The 25,817-nt window shown below is 46.8% G+C and carries 23 protein-coding genes; 17 read left to right on the forward strand and 6 right to left on the reverse strand.

Annotated features, from left to right (window positions below; all coding sequences use genetic code 11):
• Positions 1-12 precede the first annotated feature (12 nt).
• The 5 genes from CRO25_RS11265 (at position 13) to CRO25_RS11285 (ending at position 4,223) form a co-directional block, all read left to right on the forward strand.
• Positions 13-1,311 carry a galactokinase family protein gene (locus CRO25_RS11265; protein WP_079695036.1) on the forward strand — a complete coding sequence of 433 codons (1,299 nt, stop codon included), beginning with the start codon at positions 13-15 and terminating at the stop codon, positions 1,309-1,311.
• A 296-nt stretch (positions 1,312-1,607) separates the two neighbouring features.
• A complete protein-coding gene (locus CRO25_RS11270; protein ID WP_079695037.1) occupies positions 1,608-1,889 on the forward strand; it encodes a hypothetical protein in 282 nt (93 codons plus the stop codon).
• A gap of 325 nt (positions 1,890-2,214) precedes the next feature.
• Positions 2,215-2,466: a hypothetical protein gene (locus CRO25_RS11275; protein WP_079695038.1), complete on the forward strand. Its 252-nt coding sequence runs from the start codon at positions 2,215-2,217 to the stop codon at positions 2,464-2,466.
• A gap of 58 nt (positions 2,467-2,524) precedes the next feature.
• Entirely contained in the window at positions 2,525-3,886 is a 1,362-nt protein-coding gene (locus CRO25_RS11280) for a hypothetical protein (RefSeq protein WP_079695039.1), read from the forward strand.
• Positions 3,887-3,926: 40 nt separating this feature from the next.
• A complete protein-coding gene (locus CRO25_RS11285; protein WP_063565971.1) occupies positions 3,927-4,223 on the forward strand; it encodes a WXG100 family type VII secretion target in 297 nt (98 codons plus the stop codon).
• 107 nt (positions 4,224-4,330) lie between these two features.
• Here the strand turns inward: CRO25_RS11285 and CRO25_RS11290 are convergent, their stop codons facing one another.
• The gene (locus tag CRO25_RS11290; protein ID WP_079695040.1) at positions 4,331-4,861 is read right to left on the reverse strand and encodes a hypothetical protein; all 531 of its coding nucleotides are present in this window, start codon (positions 4,859-4,861) and stop codon (positions 4,331-4,333) included.
• A 148-nt stretch (positions 4,862-5,009) separates the two neighbouring features.
• Here CRO25_RS11290 and CRO25_RS11295 point away from each other — a divergent pair, with 148 nt between their 5' ends.
• Both CRO25_RS11295 and CRO25_RS11300 read left to right on the forward strand, forming a co-directional pair.
• Positions 5,010-5,378, forward strand: a complete 369-nt coding sequence (locus CRO25_RS11295; protein ID WP_079695041.1) for a hypothetical protein — start codon at positions 5,010-5,012, stop codon at positions 5,376-5,378.
• A 193-nt stretch (positions 5,379-5,571) separates the two neighbouring features.
• Positions 5,572-5,901, forward strand: a complete 330-nt coding sequence (locus CRO25_RS11300) for a hypothetical protein (protein ID WP_079695042.1) — start codon at positions 5,572-5,574, stop codon at positions 5,899-5,901.
• A gap of 155 nt (positions 5,902-6,056) precedes the next feature.
• Here the strand turns inward: CRO25_RS11300 and CRO25_RS11305 are convergent, their stop codons facing one another.
• From CRO25_RS11305 to CRO25_RS11315, 3 genes are read right to left on the reverse strand one after another with little or no spacing between them, the layout of a single operon-like run.
• Complete coding sequence (locus tag CRO25_RS11305; RefSeq protein WP_064640472.1) at positions 6,057-7,220, reverse strand: Ger(x)C family spore germination protein; 1,164 nt, start codon at positions 7,218-7,220, stop codon at positions 6,057-6,059.
• A complete protein-coding gene (locus tag CRO25_RS11310; protein WP_079695043.1) occupies positions 7,217-8,722 on the reverse strand; it encodes a spore germination protein in 1,506 nt (501 codons plus the stop codon). The genes CRO25_RS11305 and CRO25_RS11310 overlap by 4 nt, the downstream gene beginning before the upstream one ends.
• On the reverse strand, positions 8,679-9,815 hold the full coding sequence (locus CRO25_RS11315) for an endospore germination permease (protein WP_079695044.1): 1,137 nt from the start codon (positions 9,813-9,815) through the stop codon (positions 8,679-8,681). Before CRO25_RS11315 ends, CRO25_RS11310 begins: the two co-directional genes overlap by 44 nt.
• A gap of 196 nt (positions 9,816-10,011) precedes the next feature.
• Between CRO25_RS11315 and CRO25_RS11320 the strand changes: the two genes are divergently transcribed.
• The 5 genes from CRO25_RS11320 to CRO25_RS11340 all read left to right on the forward strand — a co-directional run bounded on the left by CRO25_RS11320 (position 10,012) and on the right by CRO25_RS11340 (position 17,022).
• Positions 10,012-10,905, forward strand: coding sequence for an NAD(P)-dependent oxidoreductase (locus CRO25_RS11320; protein WP_079695045.1), 894 nt, complete (start codon positions 10,012-10,014; stop codon positions 10,903-10,905).
• Positions 10,906-11,152: 247 nt separating this feature from the next.
• Positions 11,153-11,887: a nuclease-related domain-containing protein gene (locus CRO25_RS11325; RefSeq protein ID WP_063565963.1), complete on the forward strand. Its 735-nt coding sequence runs from the start codon at positions 11,153-11,155 to the stop codon at positions 11,885-11,887.
• A 344-nt stretch (positions 11,888-12,231) separates the two neighbouring features.
• The gene (locus CRO25_RS11330) at positions 12,232-13,131 is read left to right on the forward strand and encodes a hypothetical protein (RefSeq protein ID WP_063565962.1); all 900 of its coding nucleotides are present in this window, start codon (positions 12,232-12,234) and stop codon (positions 13,129-13,131) included.
• Positions 13,132-13,436: 305 nt separating this feature from the next.
• On the forward strand, positions 13,437-15,200 hold the full coding sequence (locus CRO25_RS11335; RefSeq protein ID WP_063565961.1) for an ABC transporter ATP-binding protein: 1,764 nt from the start codon (positions 13,437-13,439) through the stop codon (positions 15,198-15,200).
• The gene (locus CRO25_RS11340) at positions 15,181-17,022 is read left to right on the forward strand and encodes an ABC transporter ATP-binding protein (RefSeq protein ID WP_079695046.1); all 1,842 of its coding nucleotides are present in this window, start codon (positions 15,181-15,183) and stop codon (positions 17,020-17,022) included. Before CRO25_RS11335 ends, CRO25_RS11340 begins: the two co-directional genes overlap by 20 nt.
• A gap of 138 nt (positions 17,023-17,160) precedes the next feature.
• Here the strand turns inward: CRO25_RS11340 and CRO25_RS11345 are convergent, their stop codons facing one another.
• Positions 17,161-19,152 carry a DUF4832 domain-containing protein gene (locus CRO25_RS11345; RefSeq protein WP_079695047.1) on the reverse strand — a complete coding sequence of 664 codons (1,992 nt, stop codon included), beginning with the start codon at positions 19,150-19,152 and terminating at the stop codon, positions 17,161-17,163.
• Between the two features lie 642 nt (positions 19,153-19,794).
• Between CRO25_RS11345 and CRO25_RS11350 the strand changes: the two genes are divergently transcribed.
• From CRO25_RS11350 to CRO25_RS11370, 5 genes are all read left to right on the forward strand, one after another.
• Complete coding sequence (locus tag CRO25_RS11350; protein WP_079695048.1) at positions 19,795-20,895, forward strand: Gfo/Idh/MocA family protein; 1,101 nt, start codon at positions 19,795-19,797, stop codon at positions 20,893-20,895.
• 11 nt (positions 20,896-20,906) lie between these two features.
• Complete coding sequence (locus CRO25_RS11355) at positions 20,907-21,797, forward strand: carbohydrate ABC transporter permease (protein ID WP_072735121.1); 891 nt, start codon at positions 20,907-20,909, stop codon at positions 21,795-21,797.
• 12 nt (positions 21,798-21,809) lie between these two features.
• Positions 21,810-22,643 (forward strand): carbohydrate ABC transporter permease, encoded by an 834-nt coding sequence (locus CRO25_RS11360; protein WP_053784043.1) that lies wholly within the window; start codon positions 21,810-21,812, stop codon positions 22,641-22,643.
• Positions 22,644-22,713: 70 nt separating this feature from the next.
• Complete coding sequence (locus CRO25_RS11365; RefSeq protein WP_079695049.1) at positions 22,714-24,057, forward strand: sugar ABC transporter substrate-binding protein; 1,344 nt, start codon at positions 22,714-22,716, stop codon at positions 24,055-24,057.
• 253 nt (positions 24,058-24,310) lie between these two features.
• The gene (locus CRO25_RS11370; protein WP_079695050.1) at positions 24,311-25,339 is read left to right on the forward strand and encodes a LacI family DNA-binding transcriptional regulator; all 1,029 of its coding nucleotides are present in this window, start codon (positions 24,311-24,313) and stop codon (positions 25,337-25,339) included.
• 60 nt (positions 25,340-25,399) lie between these two features.
• On the opposite strand, the gene arr is transcribed toward CRO25_RS11370, so the two are convergent.
• Positions 25,400-25,816: an NAD(+)--rifampin ADP-ribosyltransferase gene (gene arr / locus CRO25_RS11375; RefSeq protein ID WP_072735123.1), complete on the reverse strand. Its 417-nt coding sequence runs from the start codon at positions 25,814-25,816 to the stop codon at positions 25,400-25,402.
• Position 25,817 lies beyond the last annotated feature (1 nt).

Here is a 25,817-nt window from a genome sequence, read left to right on the forward strand (position 1 = left end):
GGAGGATTATCAATGAATACTCAACCACTGGAACTGATCCAGTCCACTTCAGGCCAAGCGCTGCTTGCCCAAATGTATGGTCAGCAGCAACTAGAAGAACAGACAGCACGTTATACAAAGCTCAATGAATCATTCGAACAGTATTTTGGCGTACAAGAGGGCAGCAAATTGTTCAGCGCGGCTGGACGTAGCGAAATTGGTGGCAACCACACGGATCATAATCATGGCAAGGTGCTCGCGGGAAGTATTACGCTGGATACGATAGCGGTGGCTGCGCCAACGACGGATTCGGTAATTACCTTTTATTCAGAAGGCTATGAACAGAAATATGTAATCGATCTCACAGATTTGGCACCGAAGGCTGAGGACGACGGCACTACGGCGTTGATCCGTGGTATGGCTGCGGGATTTGGGCAGTTCGGATACAAAGTGGGCGGCTTCCAGGCGTACATCTCCAGTAACGTGTTCTCGGCGTCCGGGCTGAGCTCGTCGGCATCGTTCGAGATGCTGATTTGTACGATTCTGAATCATTTCTACAATGATGGATCACTGGATGTGGTGGTTATGTCCAAGATTGGTCAGTATGCGGAGAACAACTATTGGAATAAACCATCCGGTCTGCTGGATCAGATGGCTTGTGCCTACGGTGGGCTGATTGCGATTGATTTTGAGAATCCGGCCGAGCCTGTAATTGAGCCTGTACAATGGGATTTCCAACAAAACGGCTACTCATTGGTCATTGTAAACACAGGTGGGAATCACGCGGATCTGACTGAGGACTATGCTGCAGTTCCTTATGAGATGAGAGCGGTTGCTAAAGCGCTGGGCAGCGAGTATGTCCGAGAAATTACGGCCGAGGCGATGTATGCCAATCTCAAACAGGTACGTGAAGCAGCGGGGGATCGTGCGGTACTGCGTGCGCTGCATTTCTTGGAGGAAAACAATCGGGTGGACGGTCAGGTACAGGCCTTACGGGATGGGCGTTTTGCTGATTTCCTGAATCTGATTACGGCATCCGGGAATTCTTCCTGGAAGTGGCTCCAGAATGTATACCAGAGCGGCTCGGTGAAGGAACAGGAGATTGGTATCGCACTGGCGTTAACTGAAAATTATCTGCAAAAGCTGGGTGATGGCGCTTGCCGTATACACGGCGGTGGATTTGCAGGGGTCATTCTGACGATTCTTCCCAACGAAAAGGTTGAGGATTATATGTCCTGGATGCACGGCATGTTGGATACGCCAATTATTGTGGTTAATGTACGTGCGCAGGGTGCGGTTTGTTTGAACACATTAATCGAAAACGTGGGTTAATCTTGTCGGTGTAACACACTGCGATGTTTAACCTGTATAGGTAGTATTAAACAGTACATTATAGCGGTTCTCCAACTTGACACTGGTCATGGAAGAGGATCGCTTTTTGCTGTCTACATTAGGAGAGATAGCTCGCTCCGGACTTTTTTTTGAGGGAACGGTCCGTTATTAAAAACTTCAGATCAGGAGTTGGCGAAGATGATTGAGGAACGTGAGCAATCTTAAGTTCAATTCTCTATATAATTCCAAACTTTGGACGCCTTTCCGTGTTAATTAGGTAAAGGAGGGGATGCAGAATGACGACAACCACACTGGCTGAGCAGGAAGAGGCGCGTTTGTATGACGAGTTGCGACGTACGCTGGAAGAAGTGGAAGAAGGAAAGCAGCGGCAGAAAATGTTGAAGCGTATGATCAGGCAAATCAAGTTTGCCAAATGGCGGAAGGAACGATTTCACTGGTTTGATCAATACTTCCTGAATGTAAGGCCAGTAACACTTTGGATCATGTTAGCCACTGGGGCGCTTATGCCAGTAGTGTTGTTCAGTATTTTTATATGGGTATCCTTATGGGTGGAGTGAATCATGTGAAAAGTTACTGCCTAATAACTTCCTTAGGATAAAGCTGGATTTGTTCCCTCACGTATACACGCAAAAGTGGGATTTATTTCTGGTAGCAACTGCCTAGGTATTTAAATGAGCCTGCTGCTATGGCCCAAAAGGGATAAAGACTTTTTGCTCATTTTTTAGTTGTTATATACACGTTACACCGAAGATACACTATAATGATTCTACTTCTTTTGGAATAAGTTCACATAAATAGGGGGTGAATAATATTTTTAAAAAGCTTAAATGTATGTCTATGATATCTATACTTTTATTACTTTTCCTTGGAGGATGCAATTCTATGCCCAATCAAGACGAAATCATTGAGCAGGCCACGCAAGTTGGTCAACAGTATTTTATAGATCAATACAATACGGAAGTTGAGTTTACAGATCATAAGTTCATGCCAAAAGATCTGAGTCACAATGTTAGTCTAAGCGGACATGTGCAAGACGACAAAGAAACGGAAATATCTATTCTTATTGATTATGATACGTTTAAAGTCCAAACAGCCATTGTCCCCAAAGAACTGCTTAAACAAAAGAAAAATTAAACTCCGCATGAACACATAATACGAATATCTATTTAGAACAGTAACAAAAAGGAGAGCTATGGACACTTATATCTCTGATAAAACGTATAAAGATATTTCGGAATTGGCGTATCTTGATTTGAAGGAAGGGGACTATCCAGATACGCTGGATTCGGCAAATTGGCAAGTCGTTGAGCCTGAAGGCGCCAAATTACATAGAAGGTCCGGTTTCGATGCTGTTGTATTAAAGAATGATTTAACGGACCAGATTGTCATTGGTTATCGCGGAACCGAGCCACAGGGGAACTTTTTGGATAAACTTGCAGATTGGAAGACAGATGCCTTCGATGTCGTAGGTGGCAGAACCAGAAGGCTTGAAGATGCGATAACCGATCCAGAGCGCCATAATATATTTAAAAATAGTCCCTTTAAGCTTATGAAGGATAACATGGATTGGGAAAATAATCAGTTTCACCAGGCTGAGGAATTGTATGAGGCGGTGAAGGTGGCGTACCCGGATTCAGACATTTCATTGACAGGTCATTCCCTGGGTGGCGGTTTGGCTCAATATGTAGCTGCTCGTCAGGATGTGTCTGGGATGACGTATAGTGCTCCTAGTGTAACGAATCTGCTGGATGATGTCAGTTTGTCCAAGGTGAATGAGGGTCATTTTGATAACAAAATGGTTAACGTGGTTCATCCCAATGATTCTGTAGGGGCTGGGGGAATAAGTGAATATGACAGGCACGTAGGAAGTACCGTGTATAAGGGTCAGGACTTTGACACCGCTAATGCGATGTATCAGAATTGGAAAGTTCAGTTTCAGTTAAAGGTTCCTTTTCAGCCTCTGGGCGCAGGATCACCCATATTAGTTCATGACGTAAGAATAGGTGTCGATCTGGACAAGCTTCATGTTGGTGATATTATGAGATTTTTTGATTCATTCTCGAAGGACGAAGGCAAGGGGTATCATTCCATAGATCAATATGAGTTTGATGAGAATGGAAATCTAAAAGGACCGCTAATAGACCGGAGCACAGGTGAAACTCTTGATATTTCTCCAAGGTGGACGGCCCATCAGGAGGCATTAGCCACCTTCTCCAACTTGATGACAGGTATTGTTCCTCCGTTGATCGCAGCAGCTACAGGAATGGTTAGTGGTAAAGGCGGGGGCAAGATTCAATTAACACCGGAAAAGTTAGCGCAGGCTGCTAGGGAGATGAGGCTAAGTTTAAGTGGCTTCTCGAATGATGCCCAGGCTTCGATTCAGATGTTTCAGACACATATATCTACCAGCGAAAGTCAGTCCTTTACACCCATCGCCTATAACGCAACAGCAACGTTACAAGCAATCAATCGTTGGTATCAGGAATCCATCAGCGAAATTGCGGAATATATTGAACGTAAAAGAGAAGATTTTGTAATCGCAGACCAACACTAATGCATTTCTACATAGAAGGACTAACAGGAGGAAATGAGAAATGGGCAGAATATCCGTATCCTTGTCTGATTTAAGAAGGGCTGTTCAGCAATGTGAGCAGTTGCAGCAACGGCTCATGCAGCAGGAACAGAAAATGCGCTCCATTCATGGCCGATTGAAGCAAGACTGGATCGGTACATCTGCAACAGAGCTGACACATAAGATGCAGTCATTTATGGATGGGGCATCTGCAAAGCTGAATGAACTCGAAGCTCATAAAGAAGAACTGATGCGATATATTCGTAAAATGGAGGAAGCGGACAGAGAAGATCGCAGGGATCGCAGCAGGGTACAGTAATACCTCTTTACAAGAAAATAGTTAGATAGGAATGAACCTTCCCACCTAACTATTATGCTTTGTTTTTTTATACAGTGGAGCAATGCTATCCGAGTAGCCGATACAGATTAATGTGTGGCAGACTTAGCCTTGTTTAAAGTCTGAATTTTCTCTAGCATGTACTGGTGGTAATCGCGAAAACTGCCAATGTGGTGCAAGGAATCCGAATTTTCAGACTGAATCTTAATTTTGCCGTCCTGAGGCAGTTTTTTCATCTCAGCAACGACTTCTTTCGAGCCTTGAATATCTCCAGCCATCTCCTGAATTCGTTGTAATAACGTTGGATGGCCCTCATGTTGCAGCATTTCAGCGAGAGGTCTCATTTCCTCCAGCTTCTGGGTGGATCGTTCAAGGGTGGTCATTACTTTGTCTTCATCCATGCTCGCATTTAGCGAAACCATGCGATGAATATGATCCTTTTCCATCCGTTCCAGCGCTTCCAGATGGGAAGCCTCCAGTCGTTTGGGATCGCTCCAGCTCTCGGTTTGAACAGTATCCTTCTGCTGTGAAGCATGGTTCATATTGGCATTGCCACAGCCCCATAACAGAGTCGAGCAAGTTAACACCGTTCCAACGGCGATGATGCTTTTTAACCTCATGTTGTCACTCCTTCAATAATTTCCTTATGGTAGTATGAGCCGTAAAATGGTAATTATGCATACAAACCAATGGATCAGAAGGTCCAACTTTTTAGCATGGGTATTGTTTATAGAGTAAAAGGGTTGTTTGTTACAAAGGGGGAAGCTTATGAGACTGTACACTAACAACATCTGGAAATGGAGCACGACGCTGTTGTATCCACTGCTAATTTTTTTAGATAGGAGTTGGACGGGGCAGCCCCATCCATGGTTCGCGTTAACCATTGCCATTGTGTTTTGTTTTCTATGGAGTGGGGTGAAGGAGTTATTCATCTCTACCGGACTGACCTGGTTTGTTGCCATCCCGTGCTGGTGGTACTTCATTGAGCTTCCCAAACCATCGTTTGGCGCAGAGAATTTTGCCGCTCATCTGTGGCTGATCGTGCTGATTTTTATATTTGTGGTGCTACTGCCACAGACCCTGATTTTGACCACACGTATGCGAATAATGGAGTACTATAGGCAGAATGGAAAATAGTCTGATTGGCGGCCGCTGCCTAGTGATGGATACGATAATTTAACATCATTAATGACTTCCTAACCTGTATGGTTGGAGGTCTTTTTATTAATCAGTAAGGAATAAACTATTTATATTTCCATATCCATCCTGTAAAATCTTCTGATAAGGTTATTCAAGTTGGGAGATTACGTTCAGGCAATCAGGAGGGCATATGAGCAAGAGGAAAAATGAGAAGTTATACAATTATTTATTATTATTTTTGATTTTGTATGGAGTTACTTTGTTTATTTGGCCTATGGCTCTTTTTGGACTTGGTATGTCCTTATCGGCACCGTATCCACACACATATGATACTTCCCGTGATCTATTGGTTAAAATTCTTTTCACCTATCCTTTAAGCGTATTATTCGCGATTTTTTATTGTGGGATCAGTTATGAGAATGGGCGATATAAAGCCCCTTACTGGGTCGTTCATGTTCCATTACTTTGGCCTGTTTCATGGATCGTAGTTGAATATTTAGGATTAAAATTTAGCTTTTAAAGAAAAGAAAGGTTGCATTTGCATACAACCCTGGACAACGAAGATTAGATGATCTGACGAATGTTATGAAAAATCTCATCCGCCTTTACAAAATAATTGCAGCATCAACCAAACAATCCCCTAGTCCGTTTCATACGGCAGGGGATTTGTTATAGCTACACTTTCCTACGGAATTTACCCGTATATGGAATCGTAATATGAATGTCCAGCTTCTGAATGGAATCTTCCGTCAAGATCATCTTTGTGCCGTTGTTGGACAGCTTGCGCCACAGGCTTGGATTTTTGCGATAAACCTTCTCCTGAAGTCCATAGACATCGACTCCACGTTTCAGACCTTCGCGATACGTTTGTAAGATTTGCTCCCGTAGTGTCTTCTCGCTGAATCGGACCATCTCGTCATAGGAAACAGGGGTGAGATATTCATACAAAGCGGTCAGGTACTTGGCATCGATGTTGAAATGAACCTCATTCCCACGAATGACGGGTACAATTTTGACGTTGGGCAAACCAACGCTGAGCGCGCCATAGATGGTTCCTTCGTTTTCAATGATCAATGGCGCACGCCGCATATCCTTAAGTAACCAGTGAAATCCAGGAAGCTTGCTATGGGGCAAATATTCAAAGTCATCCCCGGTTCTTTCAAAAAAAGCACCGTCAATCATAAACAGCTCATAATTCTTTTTGTTCTGCGACCAGTGCTCCTTGTTCAAGGTGATGCAAGGCAGATAAGTTGTCGTGGACGCATTGTTATGGGTGGCAATGAGTTTGAAACTGAGCACTGGAGGAAACAGCGATTCTTCCAGGAACGAGGGAAGAGGGTTATGCAGAATGCTATCCAGCGGCGACAAATTGTATATGGACGTGGCACTCAGAATATTTTCCAGTGGATCGCGAGTGCCGTATACCCAGGTTGTGTAACGTGATTCCGGGAAACGTCCAAGCATGTCAAACACTTCCTTAATATGCTTGCTTGTCAGGATACTTTCGGCCATGACAATGGCCGTCACATGGCCCCAGGCGATATGCAGCTGGGAACTTCGGAACAATTCGTTTACCGCCAGATTCAATGTTTTCCCCGACGCATGTCCAACCCATACAGGTGGAGCTTCCGCAGTTTTGGTTGAACTTTCGCTTTTGGCTACACTGGTAAAGTCCATGCTCTGAACATACATATGGTACAACCCGTCTTTGTAATCGATCCCGATCGCTTTGGCATAATCCACCTGTTGGATCTCATATGCACTCCAGCACCCGCTGGTCACGAAACAAAGAGAGAGACTTAGCAGCCCTAGCAACCATCGTTGTATAAGCCGCTTCATCGCTCATTCCCTTCTTTACGTGGCTCCTGCGTTTCCAGATAGACAGGTCTACGTTTCATCCATCCTTTCGGAAGTTTGAACAAGGAGGCGAGTGCCTGTTTGAAATTAAGCGGACTGAGCGGTGTCAGATAAGGAATGCCGAACGATTTCAGATCGGTCAGATAGATCAGGAACAGGATAATGGACAGAATGAACCCATATATGCCAAGGGATGCCCCAAGTACAAAACAGAAAAAACGCAGAATCAGAACAGAACTGGTCATGACCTGATTCACAATCGTTGCGCCGGCCACTACGGTTACGGCAATGACGACAATCATGAGCGGGGAAACCATGCCTGCACGGATGGCCGAATCCCCAATAATCAATCCGCCAACAACGGTCAGCGTCTGACCAATGGCGCTGGGAAGCCTCACTCCTGCTTCCCGGAACAGCTCCATCAGAAGCATAATGAGAAACATTTCCACACCAGACTCCATAGGTAGACCCATACGCCCAACCGAGATCGTAGCTACAAGCGGAAAGGGTAGCTGGTCCATGTGAAAAGAAGTCAGCGCAATATAGAAACCAGGCAAGAACACGGTTATTAATAGCCCGATAAAACGCAGCATACGGCCCACATTCACCGGAAGAAACGGGAAGCTGGCATCTTCGGGTGATTTGAGAAGCAGAAACAAATTGACGGGTCCGATGATGACGCTGGGATTACCATCCACGATAATGACGAAACGTCCGTTCAGAAGACATTCCGCCGCAAAATCAGGTCTGCCCGTGTAATGGGTTACCGGAAACAATGTGACTTTGGAAGGGGACAATAATTCCTCCAGTTCATTGGCGGTCATAATGCGTTCAATATCGATTTTGCGCAGCCTATTCTTCACATCATTAATCAGCTCGGGATTGGCAATGTCCTTAATATACATCAGGGCGACTTTGGTCACGGAGAGAGAACCAATTAATTCAATATTACAGGCTAATTCGGCCGTACGCAGGCGTGTACGAATTAACGCAATATTGACTGATAGTCGTTCGATAAAACCATCTCGTGCCCCGCGGATCGATACTTCCGTAGTGGATTCATCCGGCGACCGTGTAGGTATGTTGGATATATCCATACTCCACATCTTCTGGATGGAAGGAATGCAGATGAGCATATGTCCCTCAAACACCCGCAGGGACAAGAGTTCCTTTCCCAGTGGGTTGTTCTGTATGTCTATACTTGTCCATTGCAAGGTAATGGACTTCTCAATATCCGATGCACGAACAAAGTGAGTACTCTCGTACGTTCGCGTCAATTCGGGAAGAATAATATCATATATGGATTTGCTGTCGACCATACCGCTGCAATACACAATGACAATCTGCTGCGGAGACTCCCCAATCATATGGCTGCTGATGATCACATCGTCTGAACCTGCAAAAAACGTCGTCAGATTATGCTCATTGATTCGGAATGGTTCAGCCAGATGGGGGTTCTTCTTTGGTGTGGTTGTGAGCGGCATGAGCGGGAGCCTCCTTATCTTTTTTGTGTATGAATGCGGCGAGGGTCAACAGGACTGTAACCGTGGATACATAGGCGAGCATCACGGGAAATTGAATATGGTTTACATAATAGTCAACGTAATCAATTCTCCACCACTGTACAGCTATGGCGCACATGATGAAGGTGACGATTAGAACGGCAACGTACCTTTTCTTGGGTCTGCGAAAATCGAGCAGATCGACGATAAGATAGATGGAGATCGCCACTCTGGCAAATGAACCACTTAGCCATTGATAGATGGACAGGAAATCCACGTGCTGGAGCAATTTCCCGATATTCACCAGCTTCCATTGCTCATAGGGACTATTTCGTTGTTTCGCAGCTTCCTCCGGACCGAACTCAACGATGGCTCCGAGTGTTGGGCCGATCGCCATACTGAGCATGAATAACCCGAGTAGGAGTAGATGCCACCAGCGAATTTTGCTTTTGATATCGTGTTGGAACAGCATCAATATCCAGATTTCCATCAGTCCGGCAAGTGAATAGATCATGCCCCTTAAGACGGGACCGGAACCATATTCCATGATGGGAAACAACTGACCATAGTCCTTGTATTTCATGTTGGCTGACATCACGAAATATCCAAGTAGGATCACGAATGGAAGTAGAAGACTTGAAGTCATGGCAATGGAACGGATACCTTTGGCAGCCGCCCAGGCAGCAACCAGGGCACCCACGCCTGCGAGCACATAGGGTGGGGTGAATTGAAGATAGGTGGATACCGTCCAGTTCGTTGTTTCATATAAGGTATGTGAGCCGAGTGCAAGCAGCATGAGTGAGGCAGTAATACGGAATATCCATGAAGGGATTGCGCCAAATTCCCTCGTGATCCAATCAGTCAAACGCTGTCCGCGTACCCGCCGGATAATAACGAACATCATACAGAGAAATAACAAAAAGAAGGGAGCAGCAGCGACTACGGATAGCCAGCCATCTCTGCCTGCATAATCCAGAATTGCTGGAATGGACAGAACATGGCACACGAGGCCTGCACTTAACAAAATGATGGAAAAGGACAGCCATATCGTGATTTCTCCCTTTTCACGGCTCATGGGAATTCTCCTTTCCGTTCAAGGAAGTTTCCGTTAGGTTGTACAGGAAATGGATTTTCGATTCCTATTTTATTTTTTTGAACAATAGAAGACGAAACAAGATAGACGGAAGAGATAGAAAGCATTAACATACAGATATAGCAAGTTTAGAAGACAAGCTCCAAATGAAGTATAGAAAAATAGGAGGAAACCTACGATGACAAATACAACGAAGGCACCTGGAGAGACGAAAGTTGGCTTTATCGGTACAGGCGTTATGGGCAAAAGCATGGCAGGGCACATCCAGCAGGCAGGCTATCCGCTGCATGTCTATACGCGCACGGCCGCCAAAGCGGAAGCGTTGGTGAAGGAAGGTGCCGTATGGCATGACACACCAGGCAAACTGGCAGCCGAGTGTGATGTCATCATCACGATGGTGGGGTATCCGAAGGATGTCGAGGAGATTTATCTTGGTGAAGATGGTCTCGTGGCGAACGCCAAACCGGGCTCGTACCTGATTGATATGACCACATCCAGTCCGCTGCTAGCTGCACGGATCTATGAAGCCGCGGAAGCCAAAGGACTGCATGCGTTGGATGCACCAGTTTCCGGTGGGGATATCGGAGCAAGGGATGCCAAACTATCCATTATGGTTGGAGGTAGCACGGAGGCCTTTGAAGCGGCTCGTCCGTTGTTCGAGCAAATGGGCACCAATATTGTGCTGCAAGGCAAGGCCGGAGCAGGACAGCATACCAAAATGTGCAACCAGATCGCCATTGCTTCAGGCATGATGGGTGTATGCGAGGCGCTCGCTTATGCCAAGACATCCGGTCTGGACGCGGAGAATGTGCTCAAGAGCATCGCTACCGGTGCAGCCGGAAGCTGGTCGCTTAGCAATCTTGGTCCGCGCATGATCGCAGGCGATTATGAGCCTGGATTCTATGTGAAACATTTTATCAAAGACATGGGCATCGCTCTCGAATCTGCCAAAGCCATGGGGATGAAGACGCCAGGGCTGGCGCTGGCTGAATCCTTGTATCAGGAAATATCCAGCAACGGTCTGGATGAGAAGGGTACACAGGTGCTTTACACATATTATTTACAGGCTTAATCCTCACAACCAAGACAACAGCGTGTTCTTTTTCTTCAATAGAAAGGAATACGCTGTTTTTATAAAAATTCTCCTTCCCGTATGCGTCTAAAGTCACAGTATTGGTTAAATATTGGTATATACTTTAGTTGAACAATGGATTTTTGGCCCTCTTCCCTTTATTTTTGCCCCTCTTTATCCGACATAAGTAATAGAAGTATACATAATGGATGTGCGAAACCCACACTACATAGAACGGAGCTTGCCCATGTTCAAAAAAATCCTGTCTCTGTTCAAGTCACAGCCAGAGCTCGCGAACCAGATCACAGCTTCCGCTTCATCTTTACCGTCAACGGCTCCCATTCCCACGCGTATGGTACGCAGTAGACGCAAAAAAACGAAATCAGATGGAGATTGGACCCGTCAGCCAGAGGAACCAAGCACTGCCCAGCAGCTGCATGCTCTTCCGGGTGAATACAAAGTGCTGAACGACTTGCTTGTTGCCAATACCAAGTCCCGCTCGGGTTACTCATCGATTGATCATGTCGTCATCGGTCCGCGGGGTATCTTCGTGATTGAGACACGAAACCTGACGACGGGTGAGATTCGTGGTGGTCGAAGAGAGGCCAACTGGACAGTCAGCAGCAGCCGAATCAAGATGTACAACCCATTGATGCAGCACCGAGGGCATGTGGAGGCCATTCAGGCACACCTCGGCGATTATAAAAGGGTTCGTCTCGTCTCCATGGTGACCTTCACCAATCGCTGCCGGATCAGTGTTGATCCCGCTGTGAGATATGTCAATTCGGATGAACTGATTATCTATGATCATGAATTGGTGGAGACCATTCTGCGCAAAACGGAAAGGCTTGAGACCGAAGTCCCCGAAACGTTGTATAAAGAACAGGATATTCAGGCGATCTACAACATGCTGTCCGCAGTCAATTCCACGGATCCCCAGATTCGGGCTGATCATATGGAGAAGGCGAAAGGCATTAAATAAGAGGAATCTGAATCTGTGGCAACATCCATGCGCGATGAATTGAAACGAATAATGCAACATAGCCAGTCAGACTTATCAACACGGTTGTCCTTCATGGATGACCGTGTTTTTTTGTTCTCTCCGTAAGTGAGAATAGGACAGGCAGAAATGTAGCATGAGCATGAGCATGCAGGCACATTGTCTTATACACCCAGTATTTAACTTATGATAAAATAAAGACCAGATTTCATAGTGATCTATCTATGTTATCCGAAAGGATATTTATGGAGTGAACTGTTCATGGATTGAAGTAGAGGTGGATGTAATACAGGTACATACAGAAGATAAGGGGAAGATTATACGATATGAGATGGAATCATAGAATCAAAATGTTTACGGCCATTTTCAGCTTGGTTGCCGTTCTGACCGCATGTGGCGGTGGGGCGAAGGAAGCAACAACGAAGGAGCCATTCCAGGATGCTGGTACAGTAGCAACAGCGACCAATAGCTCGGACACATCGACGGCTGACTCGTCGGCTGCAGATACGAATGCAGAAGACTCTGCGGACACCTCCTCAACTTCCGATACAACAGGGGCTTCATCTGAAGAAGGCAAGATTGGAGTGGACTCTACACTGGAGGAATTGAAGCAGAAGTATGCGGACAAGCTTGGCTATATCCGTGTGCCGCTTAATGATCATCCGGTGCGCAGGGTAAGTGAAGAAGGCACTAAAAATATTAATATCGCCAACTATAGTGATGCGGTAGTGAATATGAACACAGGTATTCCGATCCATTCCGATTCACAGCGTTTGATCGATGATGCCTTTCCTTTTTTCACAATCGTTCAGGCACCGGAAGTGTCCTATGTGTCATGGGAAGAAGCAACCAATCTGGAGCGTGCCATGGTGAAGACATTGTTTATCTCTCGTCAGGCGCTGTTACTCACGGAGGATGCCATGAAGAACAAGGATTACACCAGTCAGTCCTTTACGGACTCGATGGAATTTTTCAAGAATGCAGCGGAGTTTGACTCCATGGCACCTGTCGCGCAGCATACGTATGACATCACTTTAACGAAACTTTACGATAAAGCCCGCGAGTCGTGGGCCAAACTGGCTGCAATAGATCCGGAACAGGACGAAGCTGCATTTGCCGAGAAGTATACGGAAGCCAGAACAGAAGCGAATAACGTGATGGGGCTGCTGAACATTTTGCTGTCCACCAATGAAGAAGAACGTTTGGAACAGACGTACGGCAAATAAATGTGATCTGTCGTTGTAAGAGTAAGTTTGCTGTAACTGGAACATTTCAATCGAAAACAAAATCATCGCACCTGGGCAGTCTGCCCAGGTTTTTTTGTTGCAGATGCATGTTCTCTCACCGCCTATTTCAGGTTAATAATCAGAAGGAAAGAAGATATTAGCGATTTGAAGGTTCAAAATGCGATATAATAAGCGTATTGGATACGTGAAATTTTACATAGAGTTATGAAAAGAGACTAATGGAGCTGGCTGCGTGAACATACCTAATCATCACGAAGATTACGCTCTGGGCCGGAGGAATGGTTATGATCAAGCTGTTGTACTACTTGAAGAAGTATCGAGTCGCCGCCATCGCAGCACTGGTCATGATGCTGATTGAATTGACGGTTGAATTGGCTCAACCCTATTTGATCTCGAAGATCATTGATAACGGTATCCAGCAAGGAGATCTGTCAGTGGTTTGGCTATGGGGTGGGGTGCTTGTGGGCAGTGCCGTCGTGGCGTTTGTCGCGGGTATTGCGAGTTCTTTTTTTGCGTCACATGCGAGTCTCGGCTTCGGTTACGATCTGCGGGAGAAGCTGTATGATAAAGTGCAAGCGTTCTCTTATGCGGTGTTTAACCGTTTTGCCACATCATCCCTGATTACCCGATTGACCGGGGACGTTACACAGGTGCAGGATACGGTGTTTATGAGTCTGCGATTCATGACACGTGTGCCGCTGGTGGTGATTGGGAGCATGATTATGGCGGTTGTGGTGAATCCGAAGCTGGGTCTGCTGCTCGTTGTGATGGTGCCTGTGCTGCTCGTGTTTGTCATCTGGATGATCAAAAAGGCAGCGCTGCTGTTCCGCAATGTGCAGCGCAGACTGGATGCCGTCAACGGAGTCATCCAGGAAAATCTGACAGGCATTCGGCTAATCCGTGTCTTCGTCCGGATGGGCCACGAGATTGAACGCTTTGCCGGATATAGCGGCAAGCTGATGAAGGGCACGATCTCCGCGCTGCGCTTGACGGAGACGACGATGCCATTCATGCTGCTCATGATGAATGGTTGTATCATCGCCGTACTATGGTTTGGACGACGTGACATCACTACCGGAAGTGCAACCGTGGGTGAAGTCGTCGCAGTTATTAACTATCTGCTTCGCACCATTGGCGCCATGTCTGCACTGTCCTGGATTCTGGTTACCTTCTCCAGAGCGAGTGCTTCGGCACAGCGGCTTAACGAAGTTTTTGACACGGAGGAAGTTTCGGAATCAGCACAAACATTGAATACAGATCGTTCTGCACAAGCTATGAAAGGGAATCCTGTTATCCAGGGTGCAGTTGATTTTCAGGGTGTAGGATTCAGCTATCCAGGCAGTGAAATTACCGTGCTGGAAGACATTACGTTCTCAGCCAAACGAGGCGAGCGTATCGCCATCATGGGAGCGACAGGCTCTGGTAAATCCTCACTGGTACAGCTCATTCCAAGGCTTTATACCGAAGATCAAGGCGAGGTTCGTATAGATGGTAACGATGCAGAACGGTTGGACATTTCCACATTGCGCGGAGCTATCGGTTATGTGCCGCAGGAAGTGGTCCTCTTTACCGGATCAGTACGCGATAACATTGCCTGGGGCCGGGAGGACGCAACGCTCGAAGAGATTAAGGAAGCAGCGCGGCGTGCCCAGATTCACGAGACCATTGAGAAGCTGCCGAATGGCTACGATACACAGCTAGGTCAGCGGGGAGTTAATCTGTCAGGTGGACAGAAGCAGCGGCTCTCGATTGCTCGTGCATTGATTCGTCGTCCAAGCATCTTGATTCTGGATGACAGTACAAGTGCTCTTGATGTAGCCACGGAAGCAAGGCTGCTGGGTGCACTGGAAGAGTTATCGTGTACTACGTTTATTATCACGCAGAAGATCAGTTCAACCACCTCTGCCGATCTGATTCTGTTGTTGGACGATGGGCGTCTGATTGGACAGGGGAAACATGAGGATCTGATGGATTCATCCGAACTGTATCGCCGAATCTATGAATCACAATACGGGGAGGGTACACCACATGTTCAAAGCATTCATTGAACCTTTCCGTCAGCCCCCACCGCCGATTGATCCCGAGACGCTGAAGGCAGGTGGAGGTCGTAAGCCGAAGGTACGGGCGAAGAACTGGTCCGGTACGTTAGGCCGGATCTGGGCGTATCTGGCCCGTCGCAAGGTCAAGCTGACGATGGTGCTGTTGATGGTATTTGCCAGTTCCGCTCTCGCTTTGCTTGGACCTTATATGGTCGGTGTAGCTGTGGATAAATTCATTGATGGAGAAGCAACGAGCTCCAGTTGGACGACATTTTTATTGGGTCTGGTGGCAGTCTATGTTCTCTTCTCCCTGACGTCATGGCTGCAAAATATATGGATGATTGAGATTGCACAGGAGACGGTGTTCCGCATGCGGTATGATCTGTTCTCCCATCTGCACAAACTACCGATTCCATTCTTCGGCAAGCGTCAGCAGGGTGAGATCATGAGCCGGGTTACCAACGACATTGAGAATGTCAGCGGTACGCTGAACAGCTCGGCCATCCAGATTTTCTCCAGTGTGTTAACACTGATTGGAACGTTTGGCGTAATGCTTTGGTTAAGTCCGCTGCTGACCTTGCTTACATTTATCGTGGTACCGTTGATGGCTATTGGCATGCGCTGGATTACGCGCAGAACCGGGCCCTTGTTCAAACAACGTCAGCGCAATCTCGGCGAACTCAATGGGTACATTGAGGAAACCTTGTCCGGACAGAAGATTATCAAGGCTTTCTCGCAGGAAGAGCGGGTGATTCGCGGGTTTGAGGAACGAAATACGAAAATCCGGTTGTCCGGTTTCTGGGCGCAGACCATCTCCGGTTTTATTCCAAAGCTGATGAATGGCCTGAACAACCTGAGCTTTGCGATTGTCGCAGGCATCGGCGGGATCTTGGCGATTCAAGGCTCCGTTACAGTCGGGGTGATTATCATCTTTGTAGAATATGCCCGTCAGTTTACCCGTCCGCTCAACGATCTGGCTAACCAGTGGAATACGTTGCTGTCTGCGATTGCCGGGGCAGAGCGCGTGTTCGAGGTGCTGGATGAGGATGAGGAAGCGAAGGATGAAGGAGCAGCAGTACCTCTCGAAAAGGTGGAGGGAGCCGTTCGCTTCGACAAGGTATCCTTTGGATACGATGAAGGACGCAATATTTTGCGTGAAATTAACTTTGAAGCAAGGCCGGGCGAGATGATTGCTCTTGTAGGTCCGACCGGGGCAGGGAAAACAACTCTGATTCAGCTGTTATCTCGCTTCTATGATCCTACAGCCGGTACGCTAACGGTGGATGGACGTGATATTACGACCATTCGGCGCGAGAATTTGCGCTCACATATGGCATTTGTTCTTCAAGATTCATTCCTGTTCCAGGGTACGATCCGGGAAAATATCCGTTTCGGCCGCCTAGATGCGACCGATGAAGAGGTGGAAGCTGCTTCGAGGCTGGCGAATGCCCATTCGTTCATCATACGGATGAAGGACGGGTACGATAAAGTGCTTCAGGCCGACGGAAGTGGCATCAGTCAGGGACAGAAGCAGCTGCTTGCGATTGCCCGTGCAATTCTGGCCGATCCGTCCATTCTAGTATTGGATGAGGCGACCAGCAGTATCGATACCGTCACGGAGATTAAAATCCAGGAAGGGCTGCAGCGCTTGATGCAAGGCCGCACCAGCTTTGTTATCGCTCACAGGCTGAACACGATCCGCCAAGCCGATCGCATTCTTGTCCTGAAGGATGGTCAGCTACTGGAGCAGGGTTCGCATGATGCATTGCTGGAACAAGGCGGCTTCTACAGCGAACTGTATTACAGTCAGCTGCGGAACAAGGCACAGTAGTGTAAGAAGAAAAGCTTAAATGATATGTTTGGAAAAGTGGATCATAGGTATTATTCTACCAAGAAGAAGAGCAGGAATGAGAGCATAGTGCCCTCATTCCTGCTCTTTTTCATTTTCACTAGTCGAAGCAACCTGAGATTACTTCGTTACACTGCTCAGTTTGAACGAGCCGTCGGTCAATTTATTTGTATTGGCAAAGTCTACGCCAGGTTTATTCGTTTCCGGATCAATGATCGCAATCGCGATATCATAGGTTCCGGCAGCAAGACCGGAGACCGGAATGGAATCGGTCAGGGTGTAAGTACCCGTTTTCCAAGTGGTCAGATTAACGGTTGTTGTTTTCTTGGCGACCACGGTATTGCCGCTGCGCAGTTGAATTTCAACCGGCCAGGCAAACGGGAAGTGCTGTACGCCTTTATTCTCCACTTTAATCGTTGTTGTAAACGTGCTTCCGCTAATGGTGGATGGATGGGAGATTTCCTTCACTACAAAGTGGTAACCCATTCGTTTCTTGAGTGCATCGATATTAGCCTGTAAGGCATGATTCAGAGGAAGCGAGGCAGGGGAATTTGGTCCCAGCCAGCTTGGTTTACTTAGCTCCGTTTGACGCAACGTTTCCGTAAATCCGCTACCGGTAGTTAATGCTGCAAGCATGCCGGAAGCTCCCCCGTAAAATTCGCCGCCTGAGATACGTGTCTCCCAGAAGTTCGCATGTGCAGGCTGCTGTTGACCAATGTCATCCCAATAGCCATTCTGGGTGCCTGTGTACCAGCCCCAATCCGCATCGAAGCTGTCTTTATGTCCAAACACATCGTTGAACATGCCCATGACCATGCCTTTATTATTGGTTTTGGCGAGGGCGATACTGCGCCGGATCAGAACCTGCATTTTGTCCTCTTTGCCAGCAAAGGCATCAATATAATGCTGAACGTATTTGTTCGAGATGTCATTGGTAGGGAACGCGCCTGTGTAATTGGTTTCACCATTTGGTCCGACATAAGGCCATGTATGGAACTCGCCCCAGTGTCCGAGTGAACCGATCTGGACAAAGGAGACCGGACGATCATTGGTGTTGTATCTTGCCGCAATGGCTTCGATGGCTAATTTGTGCCTTTCTTGCAGATAGGTGGAGTTGTAGTTGGGAGAGAAGCCCATGTTGTTCCCAGTACCCATGCCTCCGGTTGTATCGTTATATACGGTTCCAGGTGATTCTCCGCGGGCAATCATGTCATTGTAGAGCCAGTCGGGAATATCTCTGTGAGCCTGTCCTGTCGGGCTGTCCAGAATGAAGCGGAACACCACTTTGACGCCTTTACTTTTCCAGTAGGCAAAATTGTTGGCGGCTTCAATCGCACTAAAATCAAATGTGCCTTTGGTGGACTCAAGCTCCTTCCAAGTCACTCCGGCATATACGAGCCTGTGTGGCTGTGCATAAGTTGTACTCTTGGCCGAAGGCGCCCAGCCTTTGAATGGATTGTTGAGTGGGCTGTCCAGCTCTACGGGATTCACTACGGTATTGTTCCCCGTACCACCACCCGATCCGGCCGAGGTCAGAAGGTAAGCTGGCAGTGTTTGTCCAGACGCGGGCAATCTCGACGAATCCGAGCTGTTGTCAATATACCCGACCCGCACTGTGCTACCAGCACTGATTTGCAGTGTAGAGAGAGGAATAGCGACCTCGATGACGGTAGAGCTGCGGTAGAATTGGGAGCTGGTCAACGTGCTGTTGAAGTTCCAGACCCAGTCGGTTCCACTGCCGCCATAGCGGTATAACCCCGTATTTTCAAGCAGCCATTCCACACCTGTAGCTCCCCAGCCCGCTGCCTGGTATCCGGTTGAAGTATTGTTATCGGTATTGATCCAGAAGTTGCCCATCGTTGTACTCAGACCAGAGCCTTGAATAAGCAGATAGAGATTGGTTCCATCATTGGTCACCTTGAGCGTCTGGGCAGTGCCGCTATTGGTGGTGAGAGCACTAACGCTGCTCCAGTCGCTGACATTGCCATCAATGGTGATGGTTGCAGCAGAGGCTTTGGGTAAGGCTGCTGCAGGCAATAGCAGGGTAATCATGAGGACAAAAGCCAAAAACAATCCAAAGCTCCGCTTGCTTCTATCAAATAATCTTGTCATGGTATACCTCCTGAATAATGGATTTTGAATGATAACTCGTTCTGCCCACCCCGAATTTCGTTATAAGGGGAGAGTTAGGAGAGCTCAACTCCTTTCTGATCCACATGAAGTAGCGGAATAGTAACGTTTTATGTAAGAGTCATGGTAGTAATCGGGAAATAAACAACTGAAAGATGAGATTTTGGTTTGCGGCAAATATAAAATGTGTTTTTAGTTCTTGGATTCCGTGTCTAAATTGCATTATAGGGGATGGGTACAGGAGATACAACAGATATTTTTCCAGGATTTATTATGTTTTCTATTGAAAATAGGCGTGTTTTATTGAATTTTGAACATGAGTATTCATAACTTAAATATAATATTTGCCGCAAATAAAAATGAATTCAAATTAAAGTATATGATAATATAACAAAAATGTAAACGCTTAATTTATGATGAATAAAGAGTTATACTGTTCAGTAGTATATAAAATAGAGCGAAAATATGTTGCCGCAAAATAATTTAAAATTTAGCCAAAATCAATTGACAAGGAATAAAAACTATTTTACTATCGTTACATAGTCACAGTCCTGTTAGATTTATTAACATCGAATTGGCTTCATGGCATTTGCCGCAAATTTACGAGCAACGGAGAGTGTAAGCATGGGGAAGATAAAAATGGCTTTTATCGGTGTAGGAGACATGGGGTCACATCATTGCATTGGTTTTGATTTGCTCGAGGAGAGTGAGGTTCGTTATATCTGTGATATGAATGAAGCCAATGTGGCACGTACGCTGGCTGAACTCAAGAATAGCAACCCCACCATAGTTAGCGATTATCGTGAACTGCTTGCTAAGGAAGATTTGGATGCGGTGGTTATCAGTGTTCCGAACTATTTGCATCGCGAAGTGGCAGTCGCTTTTCTGGAAGCTGGCAAGCATGTATTTCTGGAGAAACCGGTTGCCCATACCATTGAGGACTGTGATGCCATTATAGAAGCGGCGGAAGCCTCGGGACGGGTATTGCAGATCGGATTGGTTTATCGATATTCGAATCTGTATCGCCGAATGGAGAAGGAATTGGAGAGCGGACGTCTTGGTGACGTGAAATTGATGTGGTGCAAGGAATTCCGTGACCCGTTCCCGCCTGCGGATTGGTTCTATGACAAGACCAAGTCTGGGGGAGCGATTGTAGAGAAGGATTGTCATCACTTCGATATTTTCAACTGGATGATCCAGGCGAAGCCTGTCCGCGTGTTTGCCTCTGGAGGCCAGCATGTCATGAAGCAAGGAGAGCCTAATCGGATTCAGAATTCATACAGTCACTATCCGACGAAAGAAATTTCGGATACCTCCATCGTCGACCATGCATTTATCACCATTGATTATGATAACGGCAGTAAGGCCAATCTGGGCTTGTGCATGTATTTGAAACCGCGCAATCTGATGGGAGAAGGGCTTGAGATTGGCCTGATCGGAGAGAACGGTGGCCAGATGGTTGCCCGTAATGACAAGACGATTGACATCGTTGGCGGGCAGGACTGGACGAAGGACCATCTGGAGATTGATGTGACCTCGGATTCCATTATGGGTGGACACACGGGTGGACAGACCCAACGCATTGATTTTCTGAAATGTGTAAAGGAAGGCAGAAAGCCTTTTGCTAGTGCGCAGGTTGGTCGTAACGCGTTACTTATTGCCCTGGCGGCAGAGAAATCCATTTTGGAAGAACGGTACGTCTATTTAGAAGAAATTTCAGGCTGAGGGGTGTCATCATGAACAGGTTGAGAAAATATGACACACTGCTGTTTTTTCTCTTCATTTTGCCTTGGATTATCGGATTTATCACCTTTTTCCTATTTCCTTTTGGGACTTCGGTTTTCTACGCCTTTACGGATGCGAGACTTCCGGGAGCGACCAACTTCAACTTTGTCGGCATTGATAATTTTACGCACATGATGGATGATCCCATCTTCTTGAAAAGCTTGATGAACACGATGTTTTTCGTTGTATTCGGTGTTCCGATCGTAACGGCAGGTATGCTGGGTCTGGCGATGCTGCTTAATTTCAATGTCAAAGGTATTGCCTTGTTCCGCACTTTCTTCTATTTACCGACCCTAGTGCCCATTGTGGCAACAGTTATTATCTGGCGGCTGGTGTTCAACTCCGAATTCGGCATCCTGAACGCCGGACTTGGCGCGCTGGGTATAGGCAAAGTGGACTGGATTGGCGGGGAGCATACGATCAAGCCGGTCATCATCATGCTTCAAGTCTGGATCTCGGGCAGTGGGGTTCTGATCTTCCTGGCTGCACTGAAAAATGTACCCAGACATTTGTATGAAGCTGCTGCCATTGACGGTGCAAGCGGGATTCGCCGATTTTTCCAGATTACACTGCCGATGATCAGTCCTTCCATCCTGTTTGTCATCATTATTCAGACGATGTATAACTTCCAGATGTTTACGGAAGCGCTACTGCTATCCAAGGGTGGTCCGAACTACTCTGCTTACACGTTTGTCTACAACATTTATAAGTCGGCCTTTACCGATCTGAAATTCAGCATGGCGATGACGCAGTCGATTTTCCTGTTCGCCGTGATCTCGCTTGTCACCCTGATCCTGATGAAAGTATCGAACCGCTTTGTGTATTACGAGGGAGAACGATAGGAGGAGAGTTACATGAACAGCCGAAAAATAGCGGTAAAAGCGTCCCAATATACCATGCTGATTGTAGCATTAATGCTGTTCGCAGGGCCTCTTGTATGGATGCTCTCGACCATGCTGAAAACCAAAGCGGAAACCTACAAGGTACCTCCAACCATCCTGCCAGACACATTCAGTCTGGAAGCCTTTGAACGGTTGTTCGCTGTGCAGCCGATGATGTGGCAGTGGATTCAGAACTCATTTATCATTTCCTTTTTTGTTGCGGCGGGAGCGGTGGTGTCCAGTTCACTTGTCGCTTACGGTTTCTCCCGTTTTGCAACCAAGTATCGGAATATTCTGTTCCCGGTTGTACTTGTTACCTTAATGATCCCTCCATCCATTATGATGATTCCCTCGTACGTTCTTTTTTCCAAACTGAACTGGATTGATACCTGGTTGCCTCTCATTGTGCCAGCCTGGCTAGGAGGCGCCTATTATATCTTCCTGTTCCGACAGTTTTTCATGACCATTCCCCAGGAGCTGGACGAGGCTACATATCTGGACGGCGGCAATCGCTGGACGGTATATGCACGAGTCATTATGCCGCTGTCCAAACCGATTATTATGACGACCATTATTTTTGCCTTTGTGAACTCTTGGCTCGATTTTCTGGGGCCGTTCCTGTATATCAAAAACCCAGAAATGTTCACGCTGAGTGTGGGCTTGCAGCTGCTGATTGGTCAGACGAGCCAGGATTTGCCGGCGCTCGCTGCGGGTGCATTTATCAGTATTGTACCTATCGGGCTGCTGTATCTGTTTGCACAACGTTATATCGTCGAGGGGGTGGTGCTTACGGGCACCAAAGGGTAGAGTGGCTGCCTGCTTTCCGGTTTTCAGGTGAACAGGACTTATTGATATGACTTAAAGGGGAGCTGTGTATATGAGAGCGAAGAGTAAACGGCTATTCAATGTTTGGGCACTTGTACTTGCTACAATGGTGGTGATCAGTGGATGTGGAAACGGGGGATCGTCCGAAAACGCCGACTCTTCTGGTTCCGGCGGCAGCCAGAGTGAACCTGTAACAATCACATACTCCCAGTGGGGGACGGCAGAAGAGCTTCATCGTACACAGGAACTGTTGGATCAGTTCATGAAGGCCAATACCGATATTAAGGTCAAACTCGAAGGCAAGGATTGGGGCAGCTACTGGGACGGACTGACAGCGAATGCAGCAGGGGGCACACTTCCGGACGTGTTCAAAACGAGTTATGCATACGTGGAGAAATACGCCGAGCTGGGCATTTTCAAGGAATTGGACGGCTTGCTCGCGGAAAATCAGTTTGATTTGAACAATGTGGACAAAAGTCTGCTCGGTCTTCACCAATATCAGGGCAAACAAGTATCCTTGCCTATCGATGCCAACGTTATCGTATGGTATTACAACAAAGCGATCTTTGAGAATGAAGCCACGAATCCTCATAAAGCTCCCGTTCCGTCGCTTGAGCCAACGTGGGATGAAATTACCGACATTGCAACCAAGCTAACGCTGGATAAGAACGGGAAAAGCGCAGACGAAGCGGGTTTTGACGCCGGAAACATTGTGCAGTGGGGCTTGTCCATTTCACCAGGATCAACGATGGATTGGTTCCTGGAGCCGGAGTTGTGGTCCAACGGCGCGAAGCTGGTGAATGACGATGGCTCCCTTGCGCTTGAGACACCTGAAGCGATGGAAGTGCTGAACTATTTTATCGACTTGACCAAAAATAAAAAGATCAACACCACACCTGCACAGATTGAAGGTTTGGGTGGACAGGTGAACCTTGCGATTACTACTTCCAAAGTAGCGATGAATCCGGGTGGCAGCTGGAATACAACCAACTACCAGGAGGCTGGCGTGGATTACGGCATCTCGTATTTGCCGAAATTCAAAACCAACCAAACCGTTGTTCAGCCAGCAGGTCTTGCCATCAGCTCCAATACAAAGCATGAAGAGGCAGCTTACAAGCTGTTGGCTTGGCTAGCAGGTCCGGAAGGACAGACAGAACTGGCGAAACAGGGATACTCGATTCCCGCGAACAAGGCGGCAGCAGATGCTTATATTGCTACTGTTGGCGAAGATAATAAAATCTTCCTGGATGCGCAGCAGTATGGCATTGTATCTCCCTTTACAACCAAGAAAACCGATCTGGTCTGGACGTATGGTGAGCAATCACTCAAACTTCCACTTGCCGGAGATGGTGATCTGAACGCAGCGCTTAAGGATTTGGCCTCCAAGATGCAATAAGCAGATAAAGAGGTGGCAAAGCTTCATACGTTTTCTTAAAAAGAATTAAAATTGCGGCAGTTATGGGGGACAGCAAGCTCCCTGACTGCCGCTATTATTTTATAAAAGACTGCGCCTGTGCACCATTTCATTGACTTCTGTCCAGTAGAAATATAGAATTATATTTGCCGCAAATTTGTGTTTGCAGAGATGAAATTGCCCCAATACGAATGGGGTTTAAATACATAGGTTGAGGAAAGGTGGGGGACTTCACATGGCAAAATTGAAGGATATTGCAGACCGCGTTGGTGTATCGATCTCTACCGTTTCACGTGTGATGAAGAACGATGTCAATCGATCAGTCAGCGATGAAACCCGCAAAAAAATATGGGACACCGCTGAGGAACTGGGCTATCGTTCACAGCGTCCGGCCAAGAAGAAGAAGGTCCAGCCCAAAACGGCATATGCGATCGGCTGTGTGGTGGCTATTCCCCAAAATAAATACAACAGTCCTTATTTTTCAGTCATTATGGAAGGGATTGAGAAGCAGCTTGCTGAAGCAGGCATGCGCCTGGAATTTGTGTATAGCATCGAAAACGATGGGGATATCGTGCAGTTGCAGGCTCTGGTGAAGGAACATCAGATTGATGGCATGATTGTGGTGGAACGGATTGATCCGGAAGCCTATCGCTGGCTTAAGACCAATGTACGGACTGTTGTGGGTGTGGATATTACGGACCCGGACATTCCGGTCGTCGGTTATGATCGTGAAGAGGCAGCGAGGGAAGCAACGAATCATCTGATTGCCCAAGGTCATCGGATCATTGCTTACATTGGCGGAGCAGAATTCAAGAATGATTTTCTGGAGGAAAAACGATTTCTTGGTTACCGGCGTGCCATGACGGATGCGGGATTACCTATTGATCATGATTGGGTGATCGATGTGAAATGGGATGTTTCTCTGAGTTATGAATTGACCAAGCAGGCATTTACCAACAATGCGAACAGACCTACAGCCATCTTTGCAGCCAGTGATATGATGGCAATTGCGGCCATGCGTGCTGCAACCGAACAAGGGCTCCGCATTCCGGAGGATATCGCCTTTTTTGGGGTAGATAATATTGAAATATCCGAATTCACTTCTCCCCCGTTGTCGACCATGCATGTACCCAAGCTGGAGATGGGTATGTTCGCGGTTAAACAGCTGCTCGATTATCTGGATCATCCGTATGAAGTGGCTGTCAAAATGATCGTCCCGTACCGCTGCATATTCCGCCAGTCTTCCAATGGCAAAATAGAATAGCTATCAACCGAAGAGTTCCCTTGTCCTGATTTGGACGAAGGGAATTTTTTTGGTTAAGAATTAATCGTAGATCACATTTTTCCCTTCTTCACTTAATTTTTTTAAAGATGTAAGCATATGATTGATCTCTTCATCGGAGTGTCTCTCCCATAAAGCTAATTCAGCTACTATTTTTAGAGGTGATTTAGATCTGTATGAGCGTGTTGGGTTGCCGGGAAATTTTTTATCCGTTAAGTTAGGATCATTTTCAAAATCTCCTAGTGGTTCTACAATGTAGATTCTTTCTTTTGCATTCGTTTTTGCTAATTCAGCACCCCACTTGGCAGCATTTAATGTTGCCGTAAAGTAAATATGGTTAGATTTTTTATCTTGGTAATTGGATAAGTATAGCGGTTCTAATACATCTCCAATGTTCAGTTCTGCTTTAGTACCATGAAAAAAGGGTCCATTATCTAAGACATTTTTTTGGTCATCCATA

Source organism: Paenibacillus sp. RU5M (assembly GCF_900221055.1).
In the GTDB taxonomy this organism is placed as follows: Bacteria; Bacillota; Bacilli; order Paenibacillales; family Paenibacillaceae; genus Paenibacillus; species Paenibacillus marchantiae.

Coding starts and splice junctions, on each gene's coding strand:
- CRO25_RS11265 (WP_079695036.1), top strand. CDS start 13: ATGAATACTCAACCACTGGAACTGATCCAGTCCACTTCAGGCCAAGCG.
- CRO25_RS11270 (WP_079695037.1), top strand. CDS start 1,608: ATGACGACAACCACACTGGCTGAGCAGGAAGAGGCGCGTTTGTATGAC.
- CRO25_RS11275 (WP_079695038.1), top strand. CDS start 2,215: ATGCCCAATCAAGACGAAATCATTGAGCAGGCCACGCAAGTTGGTCAA.
- CRO25_RS11280 (WP_079695039.1), top strand. CDS start 2,525: ATGGACACTTATATCTCTGATAAAACGTATAAAGATATTTCGGAATTG.
- CRO25_RS11285 (WP_063565971.1), top strand. CDS start 3,927: ATGGGCAGAATATCCGTATCCTTGTCTGATTTAAGAAGGGCTGTTCAG.
- CRO25_RS11290 (WP_079695040.1), bottom strand. CDS start 4,861: ATGAGGTTAAAAAGCATCATCGCCGTTGGAACGGTGTTAACTTGCTCG.
- CRO25_RS11295 (WP_079695041.1), top strand. CDS start 5,010: ATGAGACTGTACACTAACAACATCTGGAAATGGAGCACGACGCTGTTG.
- CRO25_RS11300 (WP_079695042.1), top strand. CDS start 5,572: ATGAGCAAGAGGAAAAATGAGAAGTTATACAATTATTTATTATTATTT.
- CRO25_RS11305 (WP_064640472.1), bottom strand. CDS start 7,220: ATGAAGCGGCTTATACAACGATGGTTGCTAGGGCTGCTAAGTCTCTCT.
- CRO25_RS11310 (WP_079695043.1), bottom strand. CDS start 8,722: ATGCCGCTCACAACCACACCAAAGAAGAACCCCCATCTGGCTGAACCA.
- CRO25_RS11315 (WP_079695044.1), bottom strand. CDS start 9,815: ATGAGCCGTGAAAAGGGAGAAATCACGATATGGCTGTCCTTTTCCATC.
- CRO25_RS11320 (WP_079695045.1), top strand. CDS start 10,012: ATGACAAATACAACGAAGGCACCTGGAGAGACGAAAGTTGGCTTTATC.
- CRO25_RS11325 (WP_063565963.1), top strand. CDS start 11,153: ATGTTCAAAAAAATCCTGTCTCTGTTCAAGTCACAGCCAGAGCTCGCG.
- CRO25_RS11330 (WP_063565962.1), top strand. CDS start 12,232: ATGAGATGGAATCATAGAATCAAAATGTTTACGGCCATTTTCAGCTTG.
- CRO25_RS11335 (WP_063565961.1), top strand. CDS start 13,437: ATGATCAAGCTGTTGTACTACTTGAAGAAGTATCGAGTCGCCGCCATC.
- CRO25_RS11340 (WP_079695046.1), top strand. CDS start 15,181: ATGTTCAAAGCATTCATTGAACCTTTCCGTCAGCCCCCACCGCCGATT.
- CRO25_RS11345 (WP_079695047.1), bottom strand. CDS start 19,152: ATGACAAGATTATTTGATAGAAGCAAGCGGAGCTTTGGATTGTTTTTG.
- CRO25_RS11350 (WP_079695048.1), top strand. CDS start 19,795: ATGGGGAAGATAAAAATGGCTTTTATCGGTGTAGGAGACATGGGGTCA.
- CRO25_RS11355 (WP_072735121.1), top strand. CDS start 20,907: ATGAACAGGTTGAGAAAATATGACACACTGCTGTTTTTTCTCTTCATT.
- CRO25_RS11360 (WP_053784043.1), top strand. CDS start 21,810: ATGAACAGCCGAAAAATAGCGGTAAAAGCGTCCCAATATACCATGCTG.
- CRO25_RS11365 (WP_079695049.1), top strand. CDS start 22,714: ATGAGAGCGAAGAGTAAACGGCTATTCAATGTTTGGGCACTTGTACTT.
- CRO25_RS11370 (WP_079695050.1), top strand. CDS start 24,311: ATGGCAAAATTGAAGGATATTGCAGACCGCGTTGGTGTATCGATCTCT.
- arr (WP_072735123.1), bottom strand. CDS start 25,816: ATGGATGACCAAAAAAATGTCTTAGATAATGGACCCTTTTTTCATGGT.